This is a genomic window from Xanthomonas theicola (assembly GCF_014236795.1).
GTDB classification, from domain to species: domain Bacteria; phylum Pseudomonadota; class Gammaproteobacteria; order Xanthomonadales; family Xanthomonadaceae; genus Xanthomonas_A; species Xanthomonas_A theicola.
Genome location: NZ_CP049017.1, coordinates 1,341,102 through 1,367,285 on the forward strand (window position 1 = coordinate 1,341,102; position 26,184 = coordinate 1,367,285).

The following is a 26,184-nucleotide window of genomic DNA, read 5'->3' on the forward strand; positions in this document are numbered from 1 at the left end:
TCCCCCCGCTTTCAGTAGCGGGGCTCTTTAGAGTCCGGGTTTCATCGTAGCGGCTTTGGCCGCTAGCTGTTGGGCATAGGCGGCCGGGGTCAGGCCGCCCAAGATCTTCTTCGGTCGCTCCTCGTTATATTCCCGTCGCCAGGTCTCGATCTCGGTGCGGGCGTGCAGCAGCCTCGGGAACCAGTGCTCGTTGAGGCATTCGTCGCGCAGGCGGCCGTTGAAGCTCTCGATGTAGGCGTTCTGGTTCGGCTTGCCTGGCTGGATCAAGCGCAGCTGCACACCGCGCTCGTGGGCCCACGTCACCATCGTCTTGCCGCAGAACTCCTTGCCGTTGTCGGTGCGGATCACCTGCGGCAGACCCCGTGTCAGCGCCAGCCGATCCAGCACCCGGGCCACGCCGTGGCCGGAGATGGCCCGCTCCACCTCGATCGCCACCGCCTCGTGCGTGGCATCGTCGACGATGGTCAGGGCCTTGAGCACCCGGCCCTCGGCGGTGCGGTCGAACACGAAGTCCATCGACCGGACCTGGTTGGCGGTTCCAGGCCGAAGCAACGGTTGGCGCTCGCCCAGCAGCACCTTCTTCCGCTTGCGCCGGCGCACCTGCAACCTGGCCTCCTGATACAGCCGTTCCACCCGCTTGTAGTTCACCGGCCACTGCTCCTGCCGCAGCTTCAGATAGATCATCCCGACGCCGTAGCGCTTGTGCTGCTGCGCTAGCGCCAGGATCCGCTCGCGCAGCTCGACGTTGCGATCCGGACGTGGGACGTAGCGCAGCGCGCTGGCGCTCATCCGCACCACGGCCAGCGCCCGCCGCTCAGGGAGCCCGCGCTCCATCAGGTGCCGCACCAGCATCCTGCGCGCCGGTGCGGTCACCACTTTTTTCGCAGGGCGTCCTTGATGACGTCGTTCTCGAACAGCTGCTCGGCCAGCAGCTTCTTCAGCCGCGTGTTCTCCGCCTCCAGCTCCTTGAGCCGCTTGGCCTCCGGCACGCTCATGCCGCCGAACTTGCTGCGCCACAGGTAGTAGGAGGCCTCGCTGAACCCGTGCCGCCGGCACAGGTCCTTCACCGCCACGCCGGCTTCGGCCTCACGCAGGAAGCCGATGATCTGCTCTTCGGAAAAGCGCTTCTTCACGTCCAATCTCCGTCTCGTTGGGGATTAGACTCCAAATCGCCGTGCTACTCAAAACCGGGGGGACGTCGGACGTCGCAAGATCGAGCGCTGCCATGCGCTGACCACCGCGGAGAAGGTGCGCACCTGGTTCAACCAGATGTTTCGCTACGCAATGGTGGAGAAGGGCCTGCCTGCGAACCCTGCCAGCGATCTGGACATCGTGGCCGTGCCGAAGCCTCCAGTGAGCCATAACCCGTTCCTGCGCATGGAGGAGTTGCCCGCGTTCCTGCGGACATTGCGTAAGTACCGTGGCTTCAAGACCACGCGCCAGGGCATTCAATTGCTGTTCCTGACCGGCGTTCGAACGGCTGAGTTGCGCTCGGCGGTGCCAGAGCAGTTCGATCTGGAACGAGGCCTTTGGACCTGGCAACGCTGTGACAGACAGACACGCAGGCGCTGGCGGGCGCTTCGGCCGAAATCTTCGGCCGAAATCAATGCCTGGTGCGCCCAGGCGGGTGTGGGCGATGCGGCCGAACGCAAGGCGCTCAGCGACAAGCAGGACAAGTTGGCCGCCTCGCTCGCCGCCGTGTCCAAAGTTTGCAGCGCGGAGGCGGGTGTCAGTCCGCCGGCCGCCAATCCGGCCATCGGAACCTGTCGCACGCAGGCCCAGCCGCCGCCTGCACCGGTTCCGGCTCCCAGTGGCGCCCACGCGCCCGCTTGGGGGGGCGCGAAGGGCGCCGGCGAGCCCCACTACCGCCTGCCCAGTGGACGGATTCTGACCACGCAGCGGGCCGGCGAGTTCTGGCTGCTGGATGCGTCCGATGGCACCCGCATCCAGGTGCGCCAGAGTCCATGGCGCGAGAGCCGGAGCGTGTCCGCCATTGCAGCTGTCGCGGCCCAGGTGGATGCCCATCGTGTCCACATCGATGTCGATGGGCGTGTTCTGATCGACGGCAAGCCGGTCGCCTGGCAGCGCAAGTTCGTGCAGTACCCCATCGGCCGCGATACGGCCTTGGGGCTTTGGGGCAATGGCCGGCTCCATCCCATCACCATCGGCCCGGGCGAGAGCCGCACTTACCGCATCGATGCCAATCGCGGCAACAAAACGGTCTACCTGCATGTCTATACGCACGACCTATCATGCCTGGGCGAGTCGGATTTCGACGGCGCCACGCCAGGCTTGCAGGTCTTCAACACCAAAGGCGTCGCCGTCTCCAAAGCGGTCGAGATCTGCAGCGACACCATGAGCGACAACGTGGAACCTGGCGACTACTACCTGGTAGTGCAGGGTGCCAATACGTGCGATCCAGTGGCCTTCAAAGTGGACGCATTTGCATACTGACTGCATCGCCGGTGCCGCGTCTGCTCCAGTGGATTCATGCAAATGTCTGAAGCCGCTGCGGTCGCTGCATCGCTCCCGCCTGTGACATAGCCTAGTATTTGGTGTGTTTGTATCCGTGGGTATCGCCAGCGTTGGTTTTTGTCCAAGTATCCCTGAGGCAGTGCATGCAGTTCTTCGTCCCTCCCCGTGAATACTTCTTTCGCCCCCTCACTCACGACAACCGTGAGCTGTGCGCTGCCGTGCTGCGCGCCCTGCACGAGCGGGTGCACGGAGCCAATGCCGACTACGCAGAGGTGCTGACCCGCGAACTGGTGCTGGAGGTGATTCAACATGCACTGGCCAATCCCGTGCTGCGCGGTCTGGCCTTCGAAGCCGGGCAGACTGTACGTGCCGAAGAAGAGCGTGCCTACGCAAGCGACCTGCTGCGCAAGCTCAAGGAACACGGCTGGCTGGAGGATTACCGCGACCCGATCGATCTGCGGCCCACGCTCAAACTGAGCCGGGCTGGCAAGGCCTTCAGCGAGACCTTTGCCAACCTTGATGACTCCCGCGCCAAGACGCGCCAGCGAAACATGCGCTCGGCCCGCAAAGCGCTGGCGGCGTTCATCGCCGCCCGAGATGCCGATGAACTGCTGGACGCCCATGAGTTCGCTAGCCGCGTAGTGCAGGACCTGCAGGACGACATCGAGTATTTCCGCCACTTGATCCAGAGCCTGACGCGAGAAGCTCTGGCGCAGAAGGTGGCCTGGAACGAGTTTAATGATTTCATCGAGAAGCGCTTTGCGCGGGAGTACGCCGTGCGCCTGGTGGCCGATTCGGCGGAGCGCCATCGCGGCCAGATCAGCGAGGCTTTGGAAGAGGTGCGAGCCCTCGACGGCGAGCAACGCGACGGGGTGGACGCTCATCTGCTGCAGCGCGCACCCTGGCTTGAACACACTGCGCAGGGCCGCAGCCCGATGCTGTGGCTCGCGGACCGCATCGAGAGCATGGTCGAAGCCGCCTGCAGCTTGAAGTTGCCCATGTTGCGCTCGGAGATGAACAACTACGCGCGCCGCTTCACCAGCTTGCTGAGACAAGCGCTGTCCCTGGACTATGGTGCCGAATCCGCCCTGGGCCGCACCATGGCCTGGCTGAAGGAGAAACCGGAGCCCGCCCGCGAGGGACTGCTCGACGCGCTGGCTCAGCGACTGGCTACCAGTGAGATCCGTCTGCCCGGCGGCGTGTTGCGCTGGACATTGCGCGACCGTGAGACCGAAGCCCCTGCGCAGGCTGCGCTGGTAGTGGACGAGACCAGCCGTCTGAACGCGCTGCTGCGCCGGGCTGAAGCCGAAGCTTTTGCCTTCAGCGATCAACAGGTGCTGCAAGGCCTGATACCCCACCTGCAGAGAGGACCGATCACACTGGCGGCGCTGCCGGTGGATACGGCCGAGGGCGCAGTGCGTGTTCTGCATGCCGTGGGCGCAGCGCGTTCGGCCGAAGGGCGCCGCCTCTTGCAGGCTCGAAAGACGACCAGACAAGTGAGCACGCCTTACTTTCAGGCAGATGACTATGAGTTGCGCATCGAACCGACGGATGGAATCGATGTAATGACCGACCATGCAGGTAGGGGGCACTGAACACATGCTGCAATCCGTGGCCCAGTACCTCGAACAGCGGTTGGCGAGCGAGGGCGGCGCTAACCTCAAGCCCGCACGCTTCGCCGAATTGGTTGGGCGACTTTTGGCCAGTGGCGTGGTGTGGCGTGAGCTCTCCCGGCCAGAGGCCGCGCTGTATGACGATGCCATCCAGTGCGAGCAACTGCTGCGCGAGTGGTTCGCCTGCATAGGATTCGTTTTGGTCCACGACAGCGACGCGCGCCTGCTGCGGCTTTATCCCCCTGGGGAAGGTGGAGGCGATGACGAGGAAGACGGCGTGCGCCGCCTGCGCGCCCGCCTGTCGCGCGATTTCGTGGCCGCTGTGATCGCTCTGCGCTTTCTCTACACCGAGGCGCTGACTGGACGACGTCCACTGGTGGACGAACGACTGGCCATCAGCCTGGAGGAACTTTCACAAGCGGTGGTGTCGCTGTTGGCGCACAAGCTGCCCAACGCCGCCAGTGAACGCATGGTCCTGCTGCGCGAACTGCGCAAGCACCGCGTGCTCCATTTCGTTGAGGGAGATGACGCCGGAGACATGCAGATGGGCCTGGCCGTGCTGCGGCCGGTGATGAGTTTCGTCAGCGACGAGGCACTGGAGGAGGCTTTGCGGATCGTTGGTCGCCAGCCCACCTCCATGCTCACCGTCGCACCAGCGCCCGAGGACGTCCCATGAGGATCGCCAAGCTGCTCACTTGGCATTGGGGATCGCTGGAGGACCGTGAATGGCACTTCGCCGACGCCGTTTTGCTGACCGGCGAATCGGGGTCGGGCAAGTCCACGCTGCTCGATGCGATCCAGACCGTACTCACAGCCGCGCACCAGCATGTAGTGCAGTTCAACATCGGCCAGGACGAGTCCACGCAGGGCCGGCGTGGCGGCAAGGAGCCGCGCACCTTGGCAGCCTACGCCCTGGGACAGCAGGCCGACGGCGTGTTTCTGCGCAGCCGCTCGACCAGCTATGCCGGCATCGTATTCGAGGCATCCGAACAGGTGGGCGAGCAAGCGGAGTCCTTCACTGCGTTGGTGGGTGTGGAGGCTTTCGAGGATGGCCGGCGCGCCGTCCTGCAGGGTGCGCCGCAGTTCTTCATCGTGCGCCGAGTGCTTTCGCTGGACCATCTGGCTCGCCGCGCGGGGGAGGCGCTCGCCGCAATGCCTTTGCCGCTCAAGGAACTGTACGTGCAGCTCCAGCACCGCCTGCAGGCCAACACCGACAGGTCTGCCGCGGTGGTGCAACGCTTCCCCGACAAGGGCGGCTATCTGCAGCACCTGTATGGCGCGCTGATGGGCAAGACGGCGGTAGGCGAGCACGACGCTACCCGCGCGGCCAAGTCGCTTGTCAAGGCCATGGCTTACAAGGAACTAGGCAATGTCAACGACCTTGTGCGCGACGAGATCTTGGAACCGCACGACTTCAGCAAGGATCTTGACAAGATGCGCGAGCTGATGCGGTCCATCGCCAGCCTGAAGCTGGAGGCCGAGCGCCTGGCGTTGAATCTGGGGCGGCTTGACACCGCCCAGGACAGCGCCGACCAGGTACTGCAAGAGGCTAGGCGATTCGTCACCACCACCATCGCCCATGCCATGCGCACGCGCAGCGAGGCGCACGATGACCTGGCGTCCGTGCTGCGCCAGATCGTTGCGCAGGACAAGAGGCAGGCGCAATTGCAGGAGAAGCTGGCCTCGCTCGACGCTCAGGAAACCCAGTTGCGCGAGCAACTGCGCGGAGTGGACAAGCGCCTGGACGACAGCGACGTAGCACTGGAGAAGCAGGCACTGGAGAACCAAATCCGGCTGCAGTCCGACCAGTTTCGCTTGCACTGGGGGCGTGTACAGGAAGCGGCGCACGGAATCGGCGCAATGGCTGTACAACTCGAACAACTGCTGGCGCTGGACTTGTCGGCCGTACCAACGCTGGCTGCTACGGTAGAAGCCCTGCGTCCTGCCGCGCAGCAGGTCCTCAAGCCCTGGCCAGCGATAGCCCGGGCCTACACACGCGCCGGCGCTCTGGACATGCAGTTGCCTGCCTTCGAACTGGAAGCCTTCGACGTGCAACTGGCCACCTTGCGCCAGGGCATTCACGACCACGATGCCTCGGTGCAAGGTGCGGTGCTGCAAGCCTTGACCGACGTAGGTATGCAGCTAAACCAGTTGAAGGACGACGCCGAGCAGCGTGACGCCGAACTACGCCGCCTGCAGTCGGGTCGAGCGCAAGGTCCGAAGGACGCACATGAAGCGGTGGCGCTGATCGAACGAGAGATTCCCTCTGCCCGTCCCCACTTGCTGGCACAACTGGTGGAGCCCCGCGCAGGTACCCACTGGCAGAACGCCATCGAAGGCTATATGGGGGGGGACCGGTTCGCCATCATCGTCGAGGCTGGTATGGAAGCGCAGTGTGCCCGGCTGGTCAAGCAGTACTACCGCATTCGCTCTCCAAAAGTCGTGCAAGGCCGCAAGGCGATGGAAGACACCGAGGGCCGCCAATTGGAAGCGCGTGCCGTGCTGCATGAGTTGATCTGCCAGCACCCGGTGGCTCACGCCTTCTTGCTCGCACAGTATGGTCGCGTACGCAAAGTGGACACCGAAGACGAGCTGGCTCGTACCCCTCAGGGGCTGATGGAAGAAGGATTGGGCAGCCGGGGCTACGGCATGTTTGCATGTCGCGCACCCGATGGAGAACTGGCATTCGGCGAGGCCGCGCGCCGGCGACGGCGGCAATGGTGCGAGGATGAACTCAAGCGCCTGGCATCACAGACGCGGGACCTTGCCGCGCTGCGACAGTCGCTGCTCGCGATTACCCGCATGTTCAACGGCGCCGTATTCACGCCGCTGACGCCGTTGGTGCTCGCTGTATTGGAAAGCCAAGTTCAGCATGCACATGCCGAACAGGCACTCAAGGCGCTGGATCTGTCGGCCATTGATGCGCTGTTGGCAGAGCAAACAGACCTGAAGATCCGCATCGGGAGCGTCACCGGGCAGCGCAATGAAGAGCTGATCCAGGTCGGCGCCACGGGCAAGGAGCTCACGGAACTGCGCCGCCGCGAGAAAAACCTGACCGAACGCCTGCCTGAGCTCGATATCGCCTATGCCAACGCCACGGTGTGGGCCTCGCGCTTTGCGGGTGCCGTGCCCGCGCTGGCCATCGAGTCCCAACTGCTGGCAGAGGCCCAGTCGCTGGCGGCCGAACCGGAAACCAGCCTGGATGCGCTGCGTCAGCGCGTACAGAGCTTGCGCGAAGGACTGCCTCGCACACTGCGAGAACTCGCGCAGGCCGTGGGCGTCTATCTATCGGGTGCGCGCGACGACAGCGAGCGCTTCGCATGGATCGACCCACCGCGCAGCATGGACCGCCTGGAAGAGTTGCTGCCGCTGGTTGAGCGTGCTCGCTCCGCCATTGCCGAGCAGATCCAGCGCCAGCGTGCCATCGGCCTGGCGGACAATGCACGCGCCCTGCGCGATGCCGAAGGCCAGTTCAACCACGTCTTCACTAGCAGCTTTTGCTTCAAGGTGCGCGACGACGTCAAGCAAGGCGCGCTAACGCTGCAGCGCCTCAACCGCCATCTGCAGGACATCCGCTTCGGTAACGACACCTTCAAGCTGGAATGGGATTGGGTGCCTCGCATGCAGAAGGTGCAGGAGTTTTTCGAGGCGGTGGAGCGCGCCGTCGAAGGGTTGGAGCATGATCGGGGCTCCATTTTCACCTCGCCCCGGCTCACCGACGAGCAACGCGCCACCGCGGAGGAAATTCGTTGCCTGCTGCTGGCCAACGACCAGGGGGCCAGCGAACGCGCGTTGCGCGAACTGGCCGACTATCGCAACTATCGGCGCTATGACATTTTGCGCACCAGCCCGGTAGGTACCACACGGTTGTCCACCTGGGGCACGGGCTCGGGCGGAGAGCTGGAAACACCGTTTTACGTGGTGCGCTCGGCTGTGCTGGCCCATGCGCTCGGGCATTTTGGTCGTGACCGCCGCGGGGCGCCCTCCCTGAGGCTGATGCTCAGCGATGAGGCATTCTCCAAGATGGATGAAGCACGCTCGCGCAACGTGCTGCAGTTCCTGTCGCAGACGTTGGGGCTGCAACTCGTGGTGGCCATGCCCACCTCCAAGTCGGGCGCGGTCAAGCCCGAGTTCGACAAGGAGTTCACCTTTTCCAAGGTGATGGCGCGCAGGCCGAGCGGGGAGGGATTCCAGGAACTGTTCATCAGTGAAGTCCAGGAAAAAACGCTCAACCGCCCCGCGCTGGCCAAGTTATGGGGGGCGCATGCCGAGCAGGCCCGCGAGACCGCACGTGCCCATTGGCTGGCAGAGCATCAGCAACAGACGACCATCCAACCTGCCAATTTGCCGGAGAGTGTCCAGACATCCGGCCCGGCGATTAAAGAGGGTGATGATGGTTATACCGAGGGCCGACCCCAGTCCTGATGATGGATACGCCTGAATCCTCCTCGATACCTTATTTGCCGGCGCCTCATCCCTTCCTGCTGCGCTTGGCACGGTTGCTGCTCGCGAAGGCCGAGCGCAGCACGGCCTTGGGACCCGTGCGCCTGCCTTTGGATCGCAAGACCGCACCTGAACTACATGATGCCGTGGATGCCGATCAGATTCAGTTGCTGCGCATGCAACTCGATGATCTATGTGCCACGGGATGGGCGACGTTGCTGCTGGAGGCACCTCGCGCATTCGCCGACTTCAGTGATCGCAAGCCTCGACTGGAACTGTGTGATTTCGACGCCCTTGCGGCGTGGGTCGGTTACACCCCGCAGGCCCAGCGCTGGCGGCAGCAGTGGCGAGATCACTTGGCTGCGCACTGGTCAGCGCATCCGCAGGAGGCGCCTGTCGATCCGGCCGCCGTGCTGGACCACTTGGCCCGCAGCCCGCTGGTTCCGATGGAAGGGCTGCCGCTGGAAGAGGCTACCCGCAGCCTCGCCACGTTGGCCGCGCTATGCCGTTCAGGCCGATCGATGGCCTTGCGTGAGGCATCTGCGCGTGCCTTCCAGGGGCGCTCCAAGGTACTGGACCATCGCGAAGAACTTCTGAGACTACTCGGCTCGACTTCGGGCCAGTTCGCCGAGGTGCCGATTCAGTTGCTGCTGGCGCCTTCTCCCAGGCAAATGGCAGACACCCATGAATGCAAAGCCCGCGCCCTCACTGAGGTTCTGTTTATTGAGAACCTAGTCACCTTCGAGCACATGGCAGATGCGCGTAACTCAGACTGGCAAGATAGCCTGCTGGTTTATGCAGCGGGTTTCCGTGGCAGCGCCCGAAGGTTGCGCTCGCGCGCGGGCTGTCGCCTGTACTTGCGTCAACCTGCGTTCGCAGCGTTGTTGCCAGCGATTGAGGCTTGGCTGTTCGAGCCGCGAGGGAGTGAGCGGAGCGGCTCAACACTGCTGCCCGTGCATTTTTTTGGTGACCTTGACCACTCCGGGATGCAGATCCTCGCCAGCCTTCGCGAGGTCTTTCCCCAGGCAAGGGCCTGGCGACCTGGCTATGCACACCTGTCGTACTTGCTGGCAGCCGGTGGAGGTCACCTGCCAGAGATGGCCGCCAAATCTCAGCAAATAGACCCTGGCCGCACAGGTTGTGCGTATGCGGACGATGAGCTACTTCCCCTGCTGCGCAGTGCGGGGCGCTTCATCGATCAGGAGGCTTTTGATTTCACTGACATCAATGGACTGAGCCGATAACCGCTGCAAATGACGACGCGGTGCTTGTAGACACGCAGAACCGGCGATAGCCTCCATTCCTAGCAACACTGCCGCAGGCAAAAGGATCACCACGGGATGCACGCTGACTGGTAGTGCTAGGTAGGTCACCCAATGACGTCGGGGGTTGCGAAGACACTCAGGAGTTGTAGGATATACGTCAGTGATGTATATCTCTGGAGGGCGTCAACATGCAGGTAGCCAAGTGGGGCAATAGTCTGGCAGTGCGACTGCCTGCGAGCCTTGTGGAGGCCCTGGAACTGCGCGAGGGCGACGACATCGAGATTGTTGTGGACGAGCCGCGCCTTTTCGCGGTGCGTAAAAAGCCAGGTTCGGAAGCTTTGCTGGAACGGTTACGCGCGTTCCGCGGCAAGCTTCCAGCAGATTTCAGGTTCAACCGGGAAGAGGCCAATGGCCGGGGGTAGCGCCAAGATATTCCTCGACAGCAACATGGTGCTCTACCTGCTGTCCGAGGACTCTGCGAAGGCGGACGATGCTGAAAAGCTCCTTCAGCGGCGGCCGATCATCAGCGTGCAGGTACTCAACGAAGTCACGCACGTGTGTGTGCGCAAGCTCAAGATGGGGTGGGGCGAGGTGGGGCAGTTCCTTGCGCTGGTGCGGGAGTTCTGTAAAGTTGTGCCTCTCACGGTCGACGTGCACGACCGGGCTCGGCAGTTGGCCGAGCGGCACCAGCTGTCGTTCTACGATGCCTGCATCATTGCGGCGGCGGCCATCGAAGGCTGTCAGACCCTGTACACGGAAGACATGCACCACGGCCTCATCATCGAAGAAAGCCTTTCGATCCGGAATCCCTTCAACACCTGACCGAACGATTGCAGGTGGGCACCATGATGGCTACCTCTTACTCCAAGCCAACACTGAGCCGTAGGGCTGACCGACATCCCCGAGATCAAGACCGATGAAGGAAAGTTGTACCTGTGCAGTGTGCTCGACTTGCTCAGCCATCTGGTCGTGGGCTGGTCGATGCCTCATCGCCAGGATCGGCAAAGGATGATCGGCGCGGTGCAGATGGCTGTCTGGCAACGCCAGGGCAGCGAGCCGGTGATCCTGCGCTCGGATCGTGGCAGTCAGTTCCGCAGCGGCCACGACCAGGATTACTTGGTGGCCAATGCGCTAGTGTGCTCGATGAGTGCGGTGGGCCACGGCGGTGACAACGCGGCCTGCGAGGGCTTCTTCGGCCAGCTCAAGCGCGAGCGCATCTATCGCATGAAGTACCAAACACTCGATGCAGCCAGGGCCGATGTGTTCGAATACATCGAGCGATTCCACAGCCCAAGGAGGCGGCGAAGGAGCATCCAGCAGGATCTAAGGTTTTCCTCCCTTTCACAACCGGCCGTGATTTCGGGGTAGAACCCCGCATCTACACATCGCGGAAAAGGGCTTGCTTCCACCTGATTACCCACATCACGCATCCAGCGTAGCAATCCGATAGGGCAGCGGTGGAGTGTGGAGGGAGGCGCAGATCAATCGTGGCACCAAGGCGGCCAGGTCGAAGCGTCGGTTGAAGCGATAGCAGAACTCGCTGAGGTAGCGCTGCAGGTACTTTGGGCGCAAGGCGTGATAGGTGCCATGCAAGGCGTTCTTGATGTTGCCCAGGAGGGTGTTGACCCAGATAAGCGCCGGCTCTGTGGGCACTCGCCGGCCGCGGTTGAAGATGGCGGTATGGTGGCATCCGGCCAGGGCCACGCCTGGGAAGCAGCTCAGGCCATCGGAAACAACGCGACTGCCTGGGGCGACATAGCGGCTTGCCCAGCGGGTCAGTTCGGCCTTGCGAAAACCGGCCACCACATCCAGGCGCATGGCGACAGGATGTCCCTGCGCAGAGCACTGAACGGCGGCCACAAACGGGGTCTTGCCCGGACTGCCACGGCCGGCCCCGCCGCCGTGGCGCTCTCCGCCCCAAAAGGCGTCGTCCACCTGTATATCCCCGCTCAACTGATGGGAGGCTTCGCGTTCGACCATGGCTTGCATCAATTTGTGTTTGATCAGCCAGGCGGTGTTGTAGCTCACTCCAAGTTGCCGGCGCAGCGCCAACGCCGAGATGCCGTTCTTGTGCTGGCTGAGGAGGTAGATCGCCAGGAACCAGGTGCGCAACGGCAGCTTGGTATCAGCGAACAAGGTGCCGCGCGTCAAGGAGGTCTGATGTTTGCAGCGATTGCATTGGAGCAGATCGCGGCTGTGCAACTGGCAAGACCGCCGATGTCCACACGCTGGGCAAAAGAAGCCTTGCGGCCACCGTTGTTCAAAGACGGCTTGCCGGCATTGCGCTTCGTTCCCATAGGACCGCAGGAACGCCGGCAGGCTCATGCCCGCCTGGAACTGGATCAGGTTCTTCTTGGCCATCGTCGCATCGCCTCTGTCGAATCAGCGGCTTGCAGCATTGACCAGCCCCGAATCAAGGGATGCGACTGATGGGTAATCAGGTGCTTCCAAGGACCAAGGCGACTTCAACTCGCCGAGCACACCCACACGATTCCGCGATGAGCCCTTTTTGGGCGGCTGCGTCCATGCGCGCCCACGCGGCTTTAAGGAAGGTCTGATCAACGCCGTCAGAGGATGAGGCAATCCAAATCGGCCACGCTGACGGCACTCAGCCCCTTGGTTTTCGCCGTCTCCGGCGCATTTTCGGGGTATTGCCCGGGTGACAGGCACACCCTCCCCACGACAGGCATCAACTGCTTTGGCTTCATCCACGGGTTCGACAGCGCAAACAGCGTCAGCACCTGCGCGGTGTTCTTCGCCAAGCCGCGATAGCGCACCTTGACGTAGCCAAACTGGCGCTTGATCACCCGAAACGGGTGTTCCACCTTCGCTCGCAGGCTGGCCTTGGCATGCTCCCAGCGTCGGGCCCACTTCAATTCGCGCTTGTTGTTGATCTGCTTGAGCTTGGAGGGCTTCTCGGCGATCAGGTAGCGCCGCTTGCGCTTGCTCGTCCTCTCCTCGCGCTTCTCCACCAGGCAGGTGTAACCGCTGTCGCCGCACACCGTGTCCTGCTTGCCGTGCAGCAGCTTGGGCGCCTGCGTGATGTCCGCCGCGTTGGCCGCCGTGCATTCCACGTGGTGCACCAGGCCGGACTCGTCGTCCACCCCGACGTGCGCCTTCATCCCGAAGAAATATTGATTGCCCTTCTTGGTCTGGTGCATCTGCCGATCACGCTCGCCGTCCTGGTTCTTGGTCGAACGGGGCGCGGCAATGATCGTGGCGTCCACGATGGTGCCACCACGCAAGCTCTGGCCCTTGCGCGACAGATGCGCATTGACCCGGTCCAACAGCGTGCGCGCCAAATCGTACTGCTCCAGCAAGTGGCGGCACTTGAGAATCGTGGTCTCCTCCGGCACCTCATCCAGGCCGCCGATCTTCGCGAAACGGCGCATCGACACCGTGTCCTACAGGGCTTCTTCCGCCGACGGATTGCTCCGTGCGTACCATTGCTGCAAAAAGTGGATGCGCCGCATCGTCTCCAGCGGGGACGGCGGCCGCCCCGGCTGGCCCGACTTCGGGTAGTGCGGCTCGATCAGCGCCAGCAGGCCATTCCACGGCACCACCTGATCCATCTGCGCCAGGAACACCTCGCGCCGCGTCTGCTTGCCCTTGCCGTTGTACGCCGCGTCGCCGAAAGAAAACTGCATCGTCGTCATCCCCTTGGGCTCAGTGCGATTGTCGCAGGATCAGCCGGAGTTGTTCAGACCTTCCTTAAGGCGCGTCCGCTACACTTCCCGGTCACCATCGCTTGGGTGTTCCCATGTCCGAAATCCTGGCCCCCATCTCCTTCGGCGAATTGCTCGACAAGATCGCCATCCTGCAGATCAAGTCCGAGCGCATCGGCGATGCGGGCAAGCTGGCCAACGTGCGCGCGGAGCTGTCGGCGCTGGAAAAGACCTGGATGGCGCATCCGACCGCCGGCGGCGACATCGCCCGCCTGCGGGCCGAGCTGAGGGCGGTCAACGAGCGCCTGTGGGCGATTGAGGACGAGATCCGGGCGAAGGAAAAGGCGCAGGCTTTCGATGAGGAGTTCATCAGGCTCGCGCGCAGCGTGTACTACGAGAACGACGAGCGCGCGCGGATCAAGAAGCAGATCAATCTGGCGCTGGGCTCCAGCTACGTCGAAGAGAAGTCCTACCAGGACTACCGTGGCGCCGCATCCTGAGCGGGGGCCGGGCGCGCCGCCGCCTTCCGGCGGTGTCGCCGTGCGGCGGCTGGGCGGGGGCCTGCGGTGGCGTTCGCAGCTAGGGCGCATGCGAGGCGGCGGTGGTCCCGCGCCGCTGCCGGCTCACATGCCGTGGTCGGTGCGGTAGCGCTCGAACGCGGCGATCGCGTCGTCCACGCCGATCAGCGCCATCACCGCGTCGAACTCGATCTTGCTGCCCCATTTCAGCTGCGCGGCCGGCTTGCCGAGGTACTTGCGCGCGGCTGCGTCGTACTTGTCCACGCAGTAGCGGATGTCCGAATAGGGCCCGCTGCGGCGCGGGTTGCTCGCCGCGTGCAGCCCCAGCACCTTGCTGCCCATGGCGTTGGCAATGTGCATCGGGCCGGAGTCGGGGGTCATCACCAGCGCCGCGCGCTGCAGCAGCGCCGGCAGCTGCTTGAGCGTGTCGCGGCCGACCAGGTCCAGCAGCGGCGCGCGCGCGGCCGCGACGATGGCGTCGGCGGTGCTGCGCTCCAGTGCGCTGACGCCCCCGCACAACACCACCCGCCAGCCCTGCGCGGCGGCGTGGTCGGCGACCGCTGCGTAGCGGTCGGGGTACCAGTTGCGGCGCACGTGGCTGGAGCACGCTGAGATCAGCAACGCCGGGCGGCCGTCGTCGGGCCACTGCGCGCGCGCCCAGGCGTGTGCGTCCCTGGGCACCGGCAGGTCCCAGCGTACCTCGGTCTGGCGTAGACCCAGCGGTTCGCAGAAGCTGCCGATCGCGTCGAGCACATGGATGCCGGGGCGGTCCGGGATGCGCTCGTTGACGAACAGGCCGTGCAGGTCCTTGGAGCGGCTGGGGTCGTAGCCGATGCGGCGGCGCGCGCGGATGAACGAGGACAGCACGTTGGCGCGCAGCGCCACCTGCATCTGCAGCAGTGCATCGAAGCCTTGCGGCGGCAGTTCGCGGCGCAGCGCGCGCATGCCGACCACGCCGCTGCGCTTGTCGTAGTCGTGGAAGACGACCCCGGACAGGCCGTCGAGCAGCTTGCGCCCGGCTTTGTCGATGACCCAGTGCAGCGGCGCCGCCTCGGGCCAGGCGCGCTGCAGGGTCCGCACCAGGGGGACCACGTGGGTCACGTCCCCAAGCGCCGATAGGCGCAACAGGCACAGCGAGGGGAGCGTTGCCGGCATGGTGTTGTTAGACTCGTTGAATGGTCGCATTCGACGCCACCGAAGCGCTGACGCCGTACCGCGAGGGCCGCGGCTATGGCGCCATTCTGTTCGACCGCCAACGGTTGCGGCAAGCCGAGCCGGCGTTGTTCTCCGCTGCCCACTGGGCCGAGCGCGCGCGTCCGGTGGACGAGGGCGGCCGTGGCGGCGCCTGGTTCGTCGACGCCCCGTTCGGCACCTGCGTGCTGCGCCAGTACCGGCGCGGCGGCCTGGTCGCCAGGCTCAGTCGCGACCGCTACGTCTGGTCCGGCGCCGACCGCACCCGCAGCTTCGCCGAGTTCCGGCTGATGCGCGTGCTGATCGCGCGCAAGCTGCCGGTGCCGCGGCCGCTGGCCGCCTGCTACCTGCGTCAGGGGCTGCGCTACCGCGCCGCGATCCTGATAGAGCGGCTGGAAGGGGTGCGCTCGCTGGCCGATCGCGCGCATGCCGCCGGGCGCGGTGCGCCGTGGGAGGAGGCCGGGCGGCTGGTCGCGCACTTCCATCGCGCCGGGCTGGATCACGCCGACCTCAACGCGCACAACATCCTGTTCGACGGCAACGGCCGCGGCTGGCTGATCGATTTCGACCGCGGCGTACTGCGCATTCCGGCCACGCGCTGGCGCGAGCGCAACCTCAAGCGCCTGCAACGCTCGCTGCTGAAGCTGCGCGGTGAGCGCAGCGTCGACGAAGTCAACAAGGACTACGCGCGCCTGCGCCGCGCCTACGACCTGGCCTGGAACCGGGGCTACTGATGGCCTGGGCGCTGCGCTTCCAGGGCGTCGGCAACGCTTCGGCGGTGGAGCTGGGCTCGCCGATGGCCACCATCGAGCGCGATGGCGCGCCGTGGCTGAGCATCGATTGCGGCGGCGAGGGCCTGAGCGCCTACCAGGCGCATTACGGGGCGATGCCGCAGGCGCTGTTCGTGACCCATGTGCACCTGGACCACGTGGCCGGGTTCGAGCGGCTGTTCGTGGACGCCTATTTCTCGGCGCGGCGCGGCAAGGTGCGGCTGTACGTGCCGGCGCCGGTGCTGCCGCTGTTGCACCGGCGCGTCGCCGACTACCCGAACGTCCTGGCCGAAGGCGGCGCCAACTTCTGGGACGCGTTCCAGCTGATCGCGGTGGGCGATGCGTTCTGGCACCAGGGGGTGCGCCTGGAGGTGTTCCCGGTGCGCCACCACTGGCCGGAAACCGCCTACGGGCTGCGCCTGCAGGGCGCGCTGGTGTGGAGCGGCGATACCCGGCCGATCCCGGAAATGCTGAGCCGTTATGCCGGCGACGGCGAGCTGGTGGCGCATGACTGCGGCCTTCACGGCAATCCGTCGCATACTGGCGCGGACGACCTGGAGCGGGAATATCCCGCCGAGCTGCTGCAACGCATGATGCTGCACCACTACGCCAGCGCCGAGGATGCCGAGGCCCTGCGCGCGCGCGGCCACCGCGTCGCGCGGCCGGGCGAGTGCGTGGCCCTGGACATGCCGCGCGCGCCGCAGGTGCCGGCGCCATGAGCACGGTGTTGCGCCCGCTGCTGCCGCCTGCTGCGCCGGTGGATCGGTTGGGACGGCCGCTGCGCGACCTGCGCCTGTCGGTGATCGAGGCCTGCAACTTCCGTTGCGGCTACTGCATGCCGGCCGACAAGCTGCCCGAGGACCACGGCCTCGATGCGGCCTCGCGGCTGTCGTTCGAGCAGATCGAGACGCTGGTGCGCGCCTTCGTGCGCAACGGCGTCAGCAAGCTGCGCCTGACCGGCGGCGAGCCGCTGCTGCGCCGCGACCTGCCCGAACTGGTGCGACGGCTGGCGCGCATCCCCGGCCTCGACGACTTGGCCATGACCACCAACGGCTCGCTGCTGGCGCGGCACGCACAGGCCTTGCGCGAGGCCGGATTGCATCGAGTCACGGTGAGCCTGGACGCGATCGACGCGGCGACCTTCCGGCATATGTCCGGCGGCCGCGGCGAGATGGCGCAGGTGCTTGCGGGTATCGACGCGGCGGTGGCCGCCGGTCTGGGGCCGGTCAAGATCAATTGCGTGATCCAGCGCGGCATCAATGACGACCAGGTGCTGCCGCTGCTGGCGCACTTCCGCGGCAGCGGCCAGGTGCTGCGCTTCATCGAGTACATGGACGTGGGCACCTGCAACGCCTGGCGCCGCGAGCGGGTGGTGCCGTCAGCCGAACTGCGCGAGCGTATCGCCGCGCGCTGGCCGCTGCGCGCGCTGGATCCGCACTACGCCGGCGAAGTCGCCGCGCGCCATGCCTTCGTCGACGGTGGCGGCGAGATCGGCTTCGTCAGATCGGTCAGCGCGCCGTTCTGCGGCGACTGCCATCGCGCCCGGGTTTCGGCCGACGGCCAGCTCTATACCTGCCTGTTCGCTGCCGCCGGCACCGACCTGAAACCGGCGTTGGCCGGCGGCGAGGACGCGCTGGCCGAACGCGTGCAGGCGCTGTGGGGCCAGCGCGGCGATCGCTACAGCGAACTGCGTGGCGATGCGCGGGCGGCGCGCGGCAAGCACGTCGAGATGTTCCTGATCGGTGGATGAGCGGCATGGACGAATCGCTGAACAACCGATCCACCAAGGCACGCCGATGTCCGGCAGCGCCTGAGCATGGTGCCGTGGAGCGGCAGCGCAGCCTATGAACAAGAAACCGGCCAAGCACGCCCGCGCGGCGGCGAAAGCGCTGACCCATCTGGATCCGCGCGGGTTGCCGGCGATGGTCGACGTCTCGTCCAAGACCGTCACTGCACGTGTCGCCGTGGCCGAATCGCGGGTGCGCTTTCCCGCCACGGTGGCCGCGCAATTGCGCGCCGATGCGCTGCGCAGCGCCAAGGGCGGCATCGTCGACACGGCGGTGATCGCCGGCACCATGGCGGTCAAGCGCACTCATGAACTGATCCCGTTCTGCCATCCGCTGCCGATCGACGGCTGCCGCTTTACCGTCGACTGGGCCTCGCCGCAGGTGCTGCGCATCGAATGCAGCGTGCGTACCGTGCACCGCACCGGCGTGGAGATGGAGGCGCTGACCGGCGCCAGTGTCGCCGCGCTGACCGTCTACGACATGTGCAAGGCACTGACCCACGCGATGACCATCGGCCCGGTGCGGCTGCTCGGCAAGCGCGGCGGCAAGCGCGACGTCGGGAACGTGGCATGAGCGTGCAGGTGAGCGTGCTGTATTTCGCCAGCCTGCGCGAGGCGGCGGGCATCGAGCACGAACAGGTGCGCACCGCGGCGGCCGACCTGCGCGCGCTGTACGCCGAACTCGACGCGCGGCACGGCCTGCGCTGGCCGCCGCAACGCCTGCGCGTCGCCGTGGACGGCGCCTTCGCCAGTTGGGACGACACGTTGCGGGAGGGCAGCGAAGTGGTGTTCATCCCGCCGGTCTCGGGAGGCTGATCGATGTCCGCTACGCAGCGCTTCCATCTCGCCGACAGCGCCCTGGACATCGCCGCGCTGCGCGCGCCGTTGGCGCATGCGCAGGCCGGCGCCTACGCCAGTTTCGAGGGCTGGGTGCGCGACCACAACGATGGCCGCGCGGTCGACGGCCTGCGCTACGATGCCTACGCGGCGTTGGCCGAGGCCGAAGGCCGGCGTATCGTTGACGAGGCCCTGGACCGCTTCGACATCCTCGACCTGCGTTGCGTACACCGCATCGGCGAGCTGGCGATCGGCGACCTGGCGGTGTGGGTCGGCGTGGTCTCGGCGCATCGCGACGCTGCCTTCGGCGCCTGCCGCTACGTCATCGACGAGGTCAAGGTGCGGGTGCCGATCTGGAAGCACGAGCGCTATCGCGAGGGCGATGCCGGCTGGCTGCATCCGCAGAAGTAGGGCCTGTCGCGACTGCAAAGAGGTGACAGGCGAGCAAGCGCAAGCCCGTGCGATGGGCGCCGAATCGGCCCATGCGGCCGCGCTTCGAGAGGAGGGTGGCGACCCCGCCGGCTGACCTCGGCGCCCGCGTCGATCGATACCGTTGCTGCCTTCCGGCCCTGGCGGGGTTTTCGACCTAGCGTCGCGAGGGGCCGACGGGGCCACCATAGAGACGAAACCGCGCCGTGGCGCGGTTCTCCCTTTGAGTTCTTCCGCCGGCGGCGAAGGAATTCTGCGAGGGAAGCGCAATTCGAATCTGGCGGAGAGAGGGACCGCGCTTGGGTGGTCTTAGCTCATCCGCTAGGTGTTTATTCTCGCTCTACTTGCACGATCCGGCAAGAAGTTTTCGTCTCAGATGCTCTTGCCCCCATCGCTACATCGCCCGTTAATAGTGTAGCGTAGGTATGGTAGGTTATAGACCCGGCCCATAAAAATCTGGAACTATCGTGCGTGTTTGATATCCAATAGCGCATGGACAAAGAAGACGCCCGGCGGCTCAGCGCCGCCGAACAACATGAGCGCCGCCGGCAAGTGATCCGCGCCTGGAAGCGAGGTCTCAACAAACGGCAAATCGCGCGCGATGTTGGGCTGAGCTATTGGGCCGTTTGCCATAGCGTGAGCTTGTTCGAAGAAGGCGGTGCCAAGGCGCTGGCGCCCCGTACGCGCGGCCGCAAGGCAGGCGAGCAACGCGCTGTGAGTGCAGAACAGGAAGGGTACATCCAGCGCCTGATCTGCGAGCGCCGGCCCGAGCAGTTGAAGAAGATGGACTTCGCTCTGTGGAGTCGGCCTGCGGTGCAACAGTTGATCGAACACGAGTGTGGGATCAGCCTGCACATGCGCTCGGTGGGCAAGTACCTCACGCGTTGGGGGTTCACGTCGCAGAAGTCGATCCGGCGCGCCTACGCGCAATCGCCACAGGCGGTGAAAGCGTGGTTGGATGAACACTATCCGGCGATCGCCAGGCGCGCCAAGGCCGAAAACGCCGAGATTCACTGGGGCGGCGAGACGGCGCTGGTGAACACCGACGTGCGCGGCAGGAGCTTCGCACCGAAGGGGCAGAGGCCGGTGGTCCGGGTCATCGGCGGCACCGGGCAGAAGCTGTCGATGGTCTCGACGGTGACCAACCAGGGCAAGGCGCGCTGGATGATCATCGACGGTGCGTTCAACCATGAGCGGCTGATCGAATTTTTCGAGGCGTTGATCAAAGACGCCGAGCGCAAGGTGTTCTTGATCCTGGACAACCCGGGGGTGCACCACTGCAACCCGGTCAAGGCGTGGCTGGCCGACCATGTCGATGAGATCGAGGTGTTCTACCTGCTCAGCGACAGCCCGGAGCTCAATCCAGATGAGCGCTTGAACGCCGAAACTCAAGCAGGTGATCGGCAGCAAGGTGCCGGCGCGGACCAAGGCCACCATAAAACAGTTCATCTCCCAACTCCGTGGAAGGCAGCGCGGATCTTGAGGAAGAAGTCGGCGTCATCGCGGTAGCCGTATCTGAGTCCTCCAACCAACGCCCTGGTGCTGTGCGTGGATGAAAAAAGCCAGTGCCAAAGCGCTGCAGCGAACCCAACCGGTCTTGCCCATGGGACTGGGTTATGTCGAAGGCATCACCCATGACCATGTCCGCATGGCACTACGACCTTGTTCGCGTCCTTGAACGTGGCCACCGGCGAGGTGTTGGCCCAGTGCAAGCCACGCCACAGGCACCAGGAATGCTTAGCCTTCCTGCAGCACCTGGATCAGCAAGTGCCCAAGGCGTTGGACCTACACCTGATCTTGGACAACGACGCCAACCACCGCCATCCCAAGGTGCGCCAGTGGCCGGCACAGCGTCCGCGCTACCACTTGCACTTCACCCCGACCTACTCCAGTTGGCTCAACCAGGTCGAACGCTTCTTCGGCCTGATCACCCAGCAAGCCATCCGGCGCGGTTCCTTCGCCAGCGTCAAAGAACTGGTCCAGCGCATCGAACGCTATGTCGCTCACTACAACCTTCACAAGCGGCCCTTCATCTGGACGGCTACCGCTCAATCCATCCTCGACAAGGTCCAACGACTCTGTAAAGTTATTTCGGGGACAGAACACTAGCTCTTGTAGGAGGGGTTTCAAACCCCTCCTACAAAGGCCACCGCCGACAGCGCCGCGCACGGCGGGGTAAAATCGTCCGGTTCCCGTTTGCTCCGAGCGTTCCATGGCCTGCCGCACCCGTTTCGCCCCCAGTCCCACCGGTTACCTGCACATCGGCGGCGCGCGCACCGCGCTGTACTGCTGGCTGGAGGCGCGCCACCGCGGCGGCGAGTTCGTGCTGCGCATCGAGGACACCGACCGCGAACGCAGCACCCAGGCGGCGATCGACGCCATTCTGGAAGCGATGGATTGGCTGGGCCTTGACTACGACGCAGGCCCGGTCTACCAGACCCAGCGCATCGTCCGCTACCAGGAAGTGGCCGAGCAGCTGCTCGCCGCCGGCAAGGCCTATTACGCCTACGAGACCCGCGAGGAGCTCGACGCGATGCGCGAGGCGGCCATGGCCAGGCAGGAAAAGCCGCGCTACAACGGCGCCGCGCGCGAGCAGGGCCTGCCGTACCGCGACGATCCGAACCGGGTGATCCGCTTCAAGAATCCCGACGGCGGCAGCGTGGTGTTCGACGACCTGATCAAGGGCCGCATCGAGATCGCCAACAGCGAGCTCGACGACATGGTGATCTTCCGCCCCGACGGCTACCCCACCTACAACTTCGCGGTGGTGGTGGACGACTGGGACATGGGCATCACCGAGGTCATCCGCGGCGACGACCACATCAACAACACCCCGCGCCAGATCAACATCTACCAAGCGCTGGGCGCGCCGGTGCCGAAGTTCGCGCACATGCCGATGATCCTGGACGAGCAGGGCGCCAAGCTGTCCAAGCGCACCGGCGCGGCCGACGTGATGCAGTACAAGGACGCCGGCTACCTGCCGCACGCGCTGATCAACTACCTGGCGCGGCTGGGCTGGTCGCACGGCGACCAGGAACTGTTCGGCCGCCAGGAGCTGATCGACCTGTTCGACGTCAAGGACGTCAACTCCAAGGCCGCGCGGCTGGACATGGCCAAGCTCGGCTGGGTCAATCAGCACTACCTGAAGACCGACGACCCGGCCACGATCGCGCCCCAGCTGGAGTACCAGCTGGCCAAGCTCGGCATCGACCCGGCGACCGGCCCGGCCGCCGCCGACGTGGTGCTGGCGCTGCGCGAGCGCGTGCAGACGCTGAAGGACATGGCCGAGAAGGCGGTGGTCTGGTACCGGCCGCTGCAGATCTATGACGAGGCCGCGGTGGCCAAGCACCTGAAGCCGGGCGCCGAACTGGCGCTGGGCAAGGCGCGCGAGCTGCTCGCCGCGCTGGGGCAGTGGAGCGTGGACGGCGTGTCCGCCGCGCTGCACGCCGCCGCCGCCGCGCTGGAGATCGGCATGGGCAAGGTGGCGCAGCCGCTGCGCGTTGCCATCACCGGCACCCAGGTCAGCCCGGACATCTCCTATACGGTGTACCTGGCCGGCCGCGAGCAGGCCTTGAAACGCATCGACGCCGCGCTCATCAAGATCCCAGCGGGAAGCTGATTCCCCGGAGAACCGCCATGTCCAGCAAGAAGAGCGCCTGCACCGAGCCGCACCACCACGTCCACGACGCCGACGACTTCGTCAAGGTGGTGGAGCAGGTGAGCCGCGAGCGCGGGCTGCGGCTGACCCCGATCCGCGCCAACGTGCTGCGCCTGATCGCCGAGGCGGGGCGCCCGGTGAAGGCCTACGACTTGCTGGAATGGGTGCGCGAGGGCAAGAGCGTGGGCGCCGACGCGCCGCCCACCGTGTACCGCGCGCTGGATTTCCTGATGGCCAACGGCTTCGTGCACAAGCTCGAGTCGGTCAACGCCTTCGTCGCCTGCCACCACCCCAGCAGCGCCCAGCACTCGGTACCGTTCCTGATCTGCGACCGCTGCCACAGCGCGGTCGAGCTGGAGGACCGCGACGTGGTCGTGCAACTGGAACAGCGCGCCAAGGCGCTGGGTTTCCAGCCGCAGGCGCAGACCCTGGAAGTGCACGGCCTGTGCGCGCGCTGCGCGGGCTAGCCGGCGGCGCCGAGCAGCGGCTGCAGCGTCGCTTCCAGTTCGCGCCGGCGCCAGCCGCCCAGCGGCTGCGGCCATTGCCCGCTTTCCAGCAACGCTTCCAGGTGCTTGCGCGAGGCGAGCAGGCCGTCGGGCAGGCCGAGTTCGGCGCCGCGTGCGGAGACCGCGTCCTGCAGGCGCTTCAATGCCGCCTTGTTGTCGTCGCTGGCGGCCAGCGCCAGCGGCGCGTCCGCCTCGTCGGGCAGCGGCGCGGTCAGCGCCTGCCACAGCGCTGCGCCGAGCCTGCGCGGCGCCTTGGGGTGCTTGTCCAGGGTCGCCTGCAGAGCGTGGCGGTCGTCCGGCGGGAAGCGCGCCAGGGTGGCGGCCAGTTCGTTGTCCAGGATCCAACTGCGCGGCGTGTCGCTGTGCCGGGCCTGCACGTCGCGCCAGCGCAGCAGGCGCAGCAGGCGCTGCTGCGACGGCGGGTCCATGAATTGCGCCGCGCGCATGCCCAGGTGCGGCCAGCGCTCGCCGTCGTCGTGCTCCACCGTGCCGAGCAGGCGCTCGCCGTCCTCGTGCAGCCAGGCGCTGCGGTGCAGCGCCTGCAGCCGCGCGTGCAGCGCGTCGTGGATCGCAAACAGGTGGCGCACGTCGTCGGTGGCGTACTCCAGCTGCGCCGGCGACAGCGGGCGGCGCAGCCAATCCGAACGGGTCTGGCCCTTGACCAGGTACACGCCGGTGATCTCCAGGACCAGCTTCTGGTAGCCGATGCCGGCGCCGATGCCGGCCAGGCCGGCGCCGATCTGGGTGTCGAACAGGGGCCGCGGCAGCGCGCCGCAGGCGCGCTTGAACGCGACCAGGTCCTCGCTGGCGCTGTGCATGACCTTGAGGATGCCGAGATCCGACAGCCACGGCGCCAGCGCCTGCGGCATGCCCGGAACCAACGGGTCGATCAGCAGGATCTCGTCGGCCACCGCCATCTGCACCAGCGCCAGTTGCGGCCAGTAGGTGCGTTCGCGGACGAATTCGGTATCCAGGCCGATCCTGGCCGGGCGCTGCGCCAGCCGTTCGGCCAGTTCGGCGGGTTGCTTGATCCAATAAGGCACGTGGTTTCCGTCGAATGCAGGGTTTGCTCAGGCAGGCGAGAATAGCCCAACGTCGGCCCGCCGGCCGTACGGACGGGATGGCGCGAATGCCGTCGGGAGGCCAATGTCGTTGGGAGGATGCGTGCGCACGAGCGGTTCTGTGATGGCCTGGACCCTGCTGGCCGCGCTGCTGGGCGGTTGCACCGGGCCGGCCCCGGCGCCGGCGCCGGCAGCGCCCGTCACCAGGCCTGTGGCGGCCAGGCCGGTGCAGGCGCCCAGCGTCACCATCGGCGGCGAGGATGCCGCCGAGACGGTGGCGCACTGGCAGCCGCCCTTGCCCGTGCTGGAGCGTGGCGCACTGGCCCCGGCGCGCCGCGATGCTGCGCGCGCGCTGGCCGAGGATCGCTTGTTCGAGGATGCGCAGTCGGCGATCCCGCTGTACCTGGCGATCCGCGCGCTGGCGCCGGGCGACCGCGTGGCGCGCGACGGCCTGGGCAAGGCGCGGCGCCGGCTGCTGCAGCTTGGTGATGGGCTATTGCGCGCATCGGAGCAACAGGAACGAGCGCTGCAACGCGCCGGCCGCATCGCGATGGTGGCACTGTCGCTGGACGCCGACGATCCGGCGGTGCGGCGCCTGCAGCGGCGGGTGGAGACCGCGCTGCGGGTGCTGGCCTACAACCGCGCCGGCGAGGAGGATCTGCGCGCGGGCCGGCTGGATGAGGACGGCAACGGCGCGCTGGCCGACTTCCGCGAAGCGCTGCAGCTGGATGCGGACGACGCGCGGGCGCGGCAGGGCATGGCGGCGGTGGAAAGCGCGCTGATCCGCCGTGCCGAGGCGGCCGCGGCGGTGTCCGATTTCGCCGCCGCCGGCAGCTGGCTGGCGCGCGCCGCGCGGGTTCGCGGCGCCGCTGCCACCGTGCGCGACGCGCGGGTGCGGGTGGAGGGAGTGCGCATGGCGCGCATCGCCGGCCTGCGCGACGTCGGCCTGCGCGAGCTGGCCACGCCGGCCGGGTTGAAGCCGGCGCGCCAGACGCTGGGCGAAGTGCTGCGCATCGCCGATCCCGGCGATCCGGTGGCGGCCATGCTGCGCGAGCGCATCGACCTGGCCACCCACTACGGCAGCTTCCGCCCCGGCCAGGTGTTCACCGACGGCATGGGCAACGGCGAGCGCGGGCCGCAGATGATCGTGGTGCCGCACGGCGGCTTCCGCATGGGCGCCAGCGACACCGAGCCCGGCGCGATGCCGGCGGAACAGCCGCTGCACTATGTGCGCTTCGACCGCGGCTTCGCGATGTCGATCACCGAGGTTACCGTGGCCGAGTTCCGCCGCTTCGTCGAAGCCAGCGGCGCGCGGCCGCGGGCGACCCGGCGCGGGCACTCGATCGTCTACGACGAGCGCAGCGGCAATTTCGTGCGCCGCAGCGGCGCGGACTGGCAATCCGGCTACAACGGCGCGCGCGCCGTGCCGAACGGCCCGGTGATGCATGTCAGCGTGCGCGACGCCGAGGCCTACGCGGCATGGCTGTCGCTGCAGACTGGGCGCCACTATCGGCTGCCCAGCGAAGCCGAGTTCGAATACGCGCTGCGCGCCGGCGGCCGCGGCCGCTATCCGTGGGGCAACGCCGGCACGCCGCCGCGCGACGCCGGCAATTTCACCGGCGGCGGCGACGTCTCGCCCAGCGGCCGGCACTGGAACAACGCCTTCGTCGGCTACGCCGACGGCTTCTGGGGTCCGGCGCCGGTCGGCAGCTTCAGCGCCAACGCCTGGGGCCTGCACGACATGGGCGGCAACCTCAGCGAGTGGGTCGCCGATTGCTGGCATTCCAGCTACCGCCGCGCGCCCGCCGACGGCGCCGCCTGGTACAACCCCGGCTGCCGTTCGCGGGTGGTGCGCGGCGGCAACTGGGCCAACGCGCCGGAGCAGACCCGGGCCGCCTGGCGGCTGATGCAGGATTCCGACACCACCAGCGCCCGCGTCGGTTTCCGCTTGGTGCGCGGAATTTGAC

20 protein-coding genes, 1 other RNA gene and 6 pseudogenes are annotated in these 26,184 nt (G+C 66.3%); 20 read left to right on the forward strand and 7 right to left on the reverse strand.

What is annotated here, in order from left to right; translation table 11 throughout:
* Nucleotides 1-27: 27 nt before the first annotated feature.
* Nucleotides 28-1,133, reverse strand: a protein-coding gene (locus G4Q83_RS06095) for an IS3 family transposase (RefSeq protein ID WP_185817416.1) whose coding sequence is annotated in 2 segments (ribosomal slippage) — nt 28-875 and nt 875-1,133 — 1,107 coding nt in all. Because the reading frame shifts where the segments join, the coding sequence is not laid out codon by codon here.
* A gap of 76 nt (nt 1,134-1,209) precedes the next feature.
* Between G4Q83_RS06095 and G4Q83_RS06100 the strand changes: the two are divergent.
* From G4Q83_RS06100 to G4Q83_RS06120, 5 genes and pseudogenes are all read left to right on the forward strand, one after another.
* Nucleotides 1,210-1,533, forward strand: a pseudogene (locus tag G4Q83_RS06100) (tyrosine-type recombinase/integrase); the annotation flags it as partial.
* 1,085 nt (nt 1,534-2,618) lie between these two features.
* Entirely contained in the window at nt 2,619-4,070 is a 1,452-nt protein-coding gene (locus G4Q83_RS06105; RefSeq protein WP_128421522.1) for a Wadjet anti-phage system protein JetA family protein, read from the forward strand.
* Nucleotides 4,071-4,074: 4 nt separating this feature from the next.
* Nucleotides 4,075-4,764 carry a DUF4194 domain-containing protein gene (locus G4Q83_RS06110; RefSeq protein ID WP_128421521.1) on the forward strand — a complete coding sequence of 230 codons (690 nt, stop codon included), beginning with the start codon at nt 4,075-4,077 and terminating at the stop codon, nt 4,762-4,764.
* A complete protein-coding gene (locus tag G4Q83_RS06115) occupies nt 4,761-8,513 on the forward strand; it encodes an SbcC/MukB-like Walker B domain-containing protein (RefSeq protein ID WP_128421520.1) in 3,753 nt (1,250 codons plus the stop codon). The genes G4Q83_RS06110 and G4Q83_RS06115 overlap by 4 nt, the downstream gene beginning before the upstream one ends.
* Nucleotides 8,513-9,775: a hypothetical protein gene (locus tag G4Q83_RS06120; protein ID WP_246432292.1), complete on the forward strand. Its 1,263-nt coding sequence runs from the start codon at nt 8,513-8,515 to the stop codon at nt 9,773-9,775. Before G4Q83_RS06115 ends, G4Q83_RS06120 begins: the two co-directional genes overlap by 1 nt.
* A gap of 54 nt (nt 9,776-9,829) precedes the next feature.
* Here the strand turns inward: G4Q83_RS06120 and G4Q83_RS23050 are convergent.
* Nucleotides 9,830-9,907: pseudogene (locus G4Q83_RS23050) on the reverse strand (IncC plasmid conjugative DNA transfer DtrJ family protein); the annotation flags it as partial.
* 77 nt (nt 9,908-9,984) lie between these two features.
* Here G4Q83_RS23050 and G4Q83_RS06130 point away from each other — a divergent pair.
* From G4Q83_RS06130 to G4Q83_RS06140, 3 genes and pseudogenes are all read left to right on the forward strand, one after another.
* Nucleotides 9,985-10,218, forward strand: a complete 234-nt coding sequence (locus G4Q83_RS06130) for an AbrB/MazE/SpoVT family DNA-binding domain-containing protein (protein ID WP_128421519.1) — start codon at nt 9,985-9,987, stop codon at nt 10,216-10,218.
* A gap of 25 nt (nt 10,219-10,243) precedes the next feature.
* Nucleotides 10,244-10,618, forward strand: a complete 375-nt coding sequence (locus G4Q83_RS06135) for a PIN domain-containing protein (protein WP_246432293.1) — start codon at nt 10,244-10,246, stop codon at nt 10,616-10,618.
* A 66-nt stretch (nt 10,619-10,684) separates the two neighbouring features.
* Nucleotides 10,685-11,164: pseudogene (locus G4Q83_RS06140) on the forward strand (transposase); the annotation flags it as partial.
* 54 nt (nt 11,165-11,218) lie between these two features.
* On the opposite strand, the gene G4Q83_RS06145 reads toward G4Q83_RS06140, so the two are convergent.
* Together G4Q83_RS06145 and G4Q83_RS06150 are read right to left on the reverse strand one after the other, a co-directional pair.
* Nucleotides 11,219-12,157 (reverse strand): IS1595 family transposase, encoded by a 939-nt coding sequence (locus G4Q83_RS06145; protein ID WP_128422000.1) that lies wholly within the window; start codon nt 12,155-12,157, stop codon nt 11,219-11,221.
* A gap of 302 nt (nt 12,158-12,459) precedes the next feature.
* A pseudogene (locus G4Q83_RS06150) lies at nt 12,460-13,443 on the reverse strand (IS5 family transposase); the annotation flags it as partial.
* Between the two features lie 113 nt (nt 13,444-13,556).
* Between G4Q83_RS06150 and G4Q83_RS06155 the strand changes: the two are divergent.
* Nucleotides 13,557-13,961: a DUF6165 family protein gene (locus G4Q83_RS06155; protein WP_128420293.1), complete on the forward strand. Its 405-nt coding sequence runs from the start codon at nt 13,557-13,559 to the stop codon at nt 13,959-13,961.
* A 123-nt stretch (nt 13,962-14,084) separates the two neighbouring features.
* Here G4Q83_RS06155 and G4Q83_RS06160 read toward each other — a convergent pair whose 3' ends face one another.
* Nucleotides 14,085-15,134, reverse strand: coding sequence for a glycosyltransferase family 9 protein (locus G4Q83_RS06160; RefSeq protein WP_128420294.1), 1,050 nt, complete (start codon nt 15,132-15,134; stop codon nt 14,085-14,087).
* A gap of 20 nt (nt 15,135-15,154) precedes the next feature.
* Here G4Q83_RS06160 and G4Q83_RS06165 point away from each other — a divergent pair, with 20 nt between their 5' ends.
* The 6 genes from G4Q83_RS06165 (at nt 15,155) to G4Q83_RS06190 (ending at nt 18,974) form a co-directional block, all read left to right on the forward strand.
* On the forward strand, nt 15,155-15,904 hold the full coding sequence (locus G4Q83_RS06165; protein WP_128420295.1) for a 3-deoxy-D-manno-octulosonic acid kinase: 750 nt from the start codon (nt 15,155-15,157) through the stop codon (nt 15,902-15,904).
* On the forward strand, nt 15,904-16,659 hold the full coding sequence (locus G4Q83_RS06170) for an MBL fold metallo-hydrolase (RefSeq protein WP_128420296.1): 756 nt from the start codon (nt 15,904-15,906) through the stop codon (nt 16,657-16,659). Before G4Q83_RS06165 ends, G4Q83_RS06170 begins: the two co-directional genes overlap by 1 nt.
* Nucleotides 16,656-17,690 carry a GTP 3',8-cyclase MoaA gene (gene moaA / locus G4Q83_RS06175; protein WP_128420297.1) on the forward strand — a complete coding sequence of 345 codons (1,035 nt, stop codon included), beginning with the start codon at nt 16,656-16,658 and terminating at the stop codon, nt 17,688-17,690. Before G4Q83_RS06170 ends, moaA begins: the two co-directional genes overlap by 4 nt.
* 94 nt (nt 17,691-17,784) lie before the next feature.
* Nucleotides 17,785-18,300: a cyclic pyranopterin monophosphate synthase MoaC gene (gene moaC, locus G4Q83_RS06180; RefSeq protein WP_128420298.1), complete on the forward strand. Its 516-nt coding sequence runs from the start codon at nt 17,785-17,787 to the stop codon at nt 18,298-18,300.
* Nucleotides 18,297-18,542: a MoaD/ThiS family protein gene (locus G4Q83_RS06185; RefSeq protein WP_128420299.1), complete on the forward strand. Its 246-nt coding sequence runs from the start codon at nt 18,297-18,299 to the stop codon at nt 18,540-18,542. Before moaC ends, G4Q83_RS06185 begins: the two co-directional genes overlap by 4 nt.
* Before the next feature lie 3 nt (nt 18,543-18,545).
* On the forward strand, nt 18,546-18,974 hold the full coding sequence (locus G4Q83_RS06190) for a molybdenum cofactor biosynthesis protein MoaE (protein WP_128420300.1): 429 nt from the start codon (nt 18,546-18,548) through the stop codon (nt 18,972-18,974).
* A 101-nt stretch (nt 18,975-19,075) separates the two neighbouring features.
* Here G4Q83_RS06190 and ffs read toward each other — a convergent pair.
* Nucleotides 19,076-19,172: signal recognition particle sRNA small type (gene ffs / locus G4Q83_RS06195), an RNA gene on the reverse strand.
* Between the two features lie 312 nt (nt 19,173-19,484).
* On the opposite strand from ffs, the pseudogene G4Q83_RS06200 reads away from it, so the two are divergent.
* The 4 genes and pseudogenes from G4Q83_RS06200 (at nt 19,485) to G4Q83_RS06215 (ending at nt 23,117) form a co-directional block, all read left to right on the forward strand.
* Nucleotides 19,485-20,475: pseudogene (locus tag G4Q83_RS06200) on the forward strand (IS630 family transposase).
* Nucleotides 20,476-20,504: 29 nt separating this feature from the next.
* A pseudogene (locus G4Q83_RS06205) lies at nt 20,505-21,101 on the forward strand (IS630 family transposase); the annotation flags it as partial.
* Nucleotides 21,102-21,204: 103 nt separating this feature from the next.
* Nucleotides 21,205-22,611, forward strand: a complete 1,407-nt coding sequence (gltX, locus tag G4Q83_RS06210) for a glutamate--tRNA ligase (protein WP_128420301.1) — start codon at nt 21,205-21,207, stop codon at nt 22,609-22,611.
* Between the two features lie 17 nt (nt 22,612-22,628).
* A complete protein-coding gene (locus G4Q83_RS06215) occupies nt 22,629-23,117 on the forward strand; it encodes a transcriptional repressor (protein ID WP_128420302.1) in 489 nt (162 codons plus the stop codon).
* Here the strand turns inward: G4Q83_RS06215 and rnd are convergent.
* Nucleotides 23,114-24,199: a ribonuclease D gene (gene rnd, locus G4Q83_RS06220; protein WP_128420303.1), complete on the reverse strand. Its 1,086-nt coding sequence runs from the start codon at nt 24,197-24,199 to the stop codon at nt 23,114-23,116. The genes G4Q83_RS06215 and rnd overlap by 4 nt on opposite strands.
* Nucleotides 24,200-24,302: 103 nt before the next feature.
* Here rnd and G4Q83_RS06225 point away from each other — a divergent pair, with 103 nt between their 5' ends.
* Entirely contained in the window at nt 24,303-26,183 is a 1,881-nt protein-coding gene (locus G4Q83_RS06225; RefSeq protein ID WP_128420304.1) for a formylglycine-generating enzyme family protein, read from the forward strand.
* The last annotated feature ends 1 nt before the right edge of the window (nt 26,184 follow it).

Bases quoted from the DNA above. Each gene is read 5' to 3' on its own strand.
- G4Q83_RS06105 (WP_128421522.1), top strand. From the start codon at position 2,619: ATGCAGTTCTTCGTCCCTCCCCGTGAATACTTCTTTCGCCCCCTCACT.
- G4Q83_RS06110 (WP_128421521.1), top strand. From the start codon at position 4,075: ATGCTGCAATCCGTGGCCCAGTACCTCGAACAGCGGTTGGCGAGCGAG.
- G4Q83_RS06115 (WP_128421520.1), top strand. From the start codon at position 4,761: ATGAGGATCGCCAAGCTGCTCACTTGGCATTGGGGATCGCTGGAGGAC.
- G4Q83_RS06120 (WP_246432292.1), top strand. From the start codon at position 8,513: ATGATGGATACGCCTGAATCCTCCTCGATACCTTATTTGCCGGCGCCT.
- G4Q83_RS06130 (WP_128421519.1), top strand. From the start codon at position 9,985: ATGCAGGTAGCCAAGTGGGGCAATAGTCTGGCAGTGCGACTGCCTGCG.
- G4Q83_RS06135 (WP_246432293.1), top strand. From the start codon at position 10,244: ATGGTGCTCTACCTGCTGTCCGAGGACTCTGCGAAGGCGGACGATGCT.
- G4Q83_RS06145 (WP_128422000.1), bottom strand. From the start codon at position 12,157: ATGGCCAAGAAGAACCTGATCCAGTTCCAGGCGGGCATGAGCCTGCCG.
- G4Q83_RS06155 (WP_128420293.1), top strand. From the start codon at position 13,557: ATGTCCGAAATCCTGGCCCCCATCTCCTTCGGCGAATTGCTCGACAAG.
- G4Q83_RS06160 (WP_128420294.1), bottom strand. From the start codon at position 15,134: ATGCCGGCAACGCTCCCCTCGCTGTGCCTGTTGCGCCTATCGGCGCTT.
- G4Q83_RS06165 (WP_128420295.1), top strand. From the start codon at position 15,155: ATGGTCGCATTCGACGCCACCGAAGCGCTGACGCCGTACCGCGAGGGC.
- G4Q83_RS06170 (WP_128420296.1), top strand. From the start codon at position 15,904: ATGGCCTGGGCGCTGCGCTTCCAGGGCGTCGGCAACGCTTCGGCGGTG.
- moaA (WP_128420297.1), top strand. From the start codon at position 16,656: ATGAGCACGGTGTTGCGCCCGCTGCTGCCGCCTGCTGCGCCGGTGGAT.
- moaC (WP_128420298.1), top strand. From the start codon at position 17,785: ATGAACAAGAAACCGGCCAAGCACGCCCGCGCGGCGGCGAAAGCGCTG.
- G4Q83_RS06185 (WP_128420299.1), top strand. From the start codon at position 18,297: ATGAGCGTGCAGGTGAGCGTGCTGTATTTCGCCAGCCTGCGCGAGGCG.
- G4Q83_RS06190 (WP_128420300.1), top strand. From the start codon at position 18,546: ATGTCCGCTACGCAGCGCTTCCATCTCGCCGACAGCGCCCTGGACATC.
- gltX (WP_128420301.1), top strand. From the start codon at position 21,205: ATGGCCTGCCGCACCCGTTTCGCCCCCAGTCCCACCGGTTACCTGCAC.
- G4Q83_RS06215 (WP_128420302.1), top strand. From the start codon at position 22,629: ATGTCCAGCAAGAAGAGCGCCTGCACCGAGCCGCACCACCACGTCCAC.
- G4Q83_RS06225 (WP_128420304.1), top strand. From the start codon at position 24,303: ATGTCGTTGGGAGGATGCGTGCGCACGAGCGGTTCTGTGATGGCCTGG.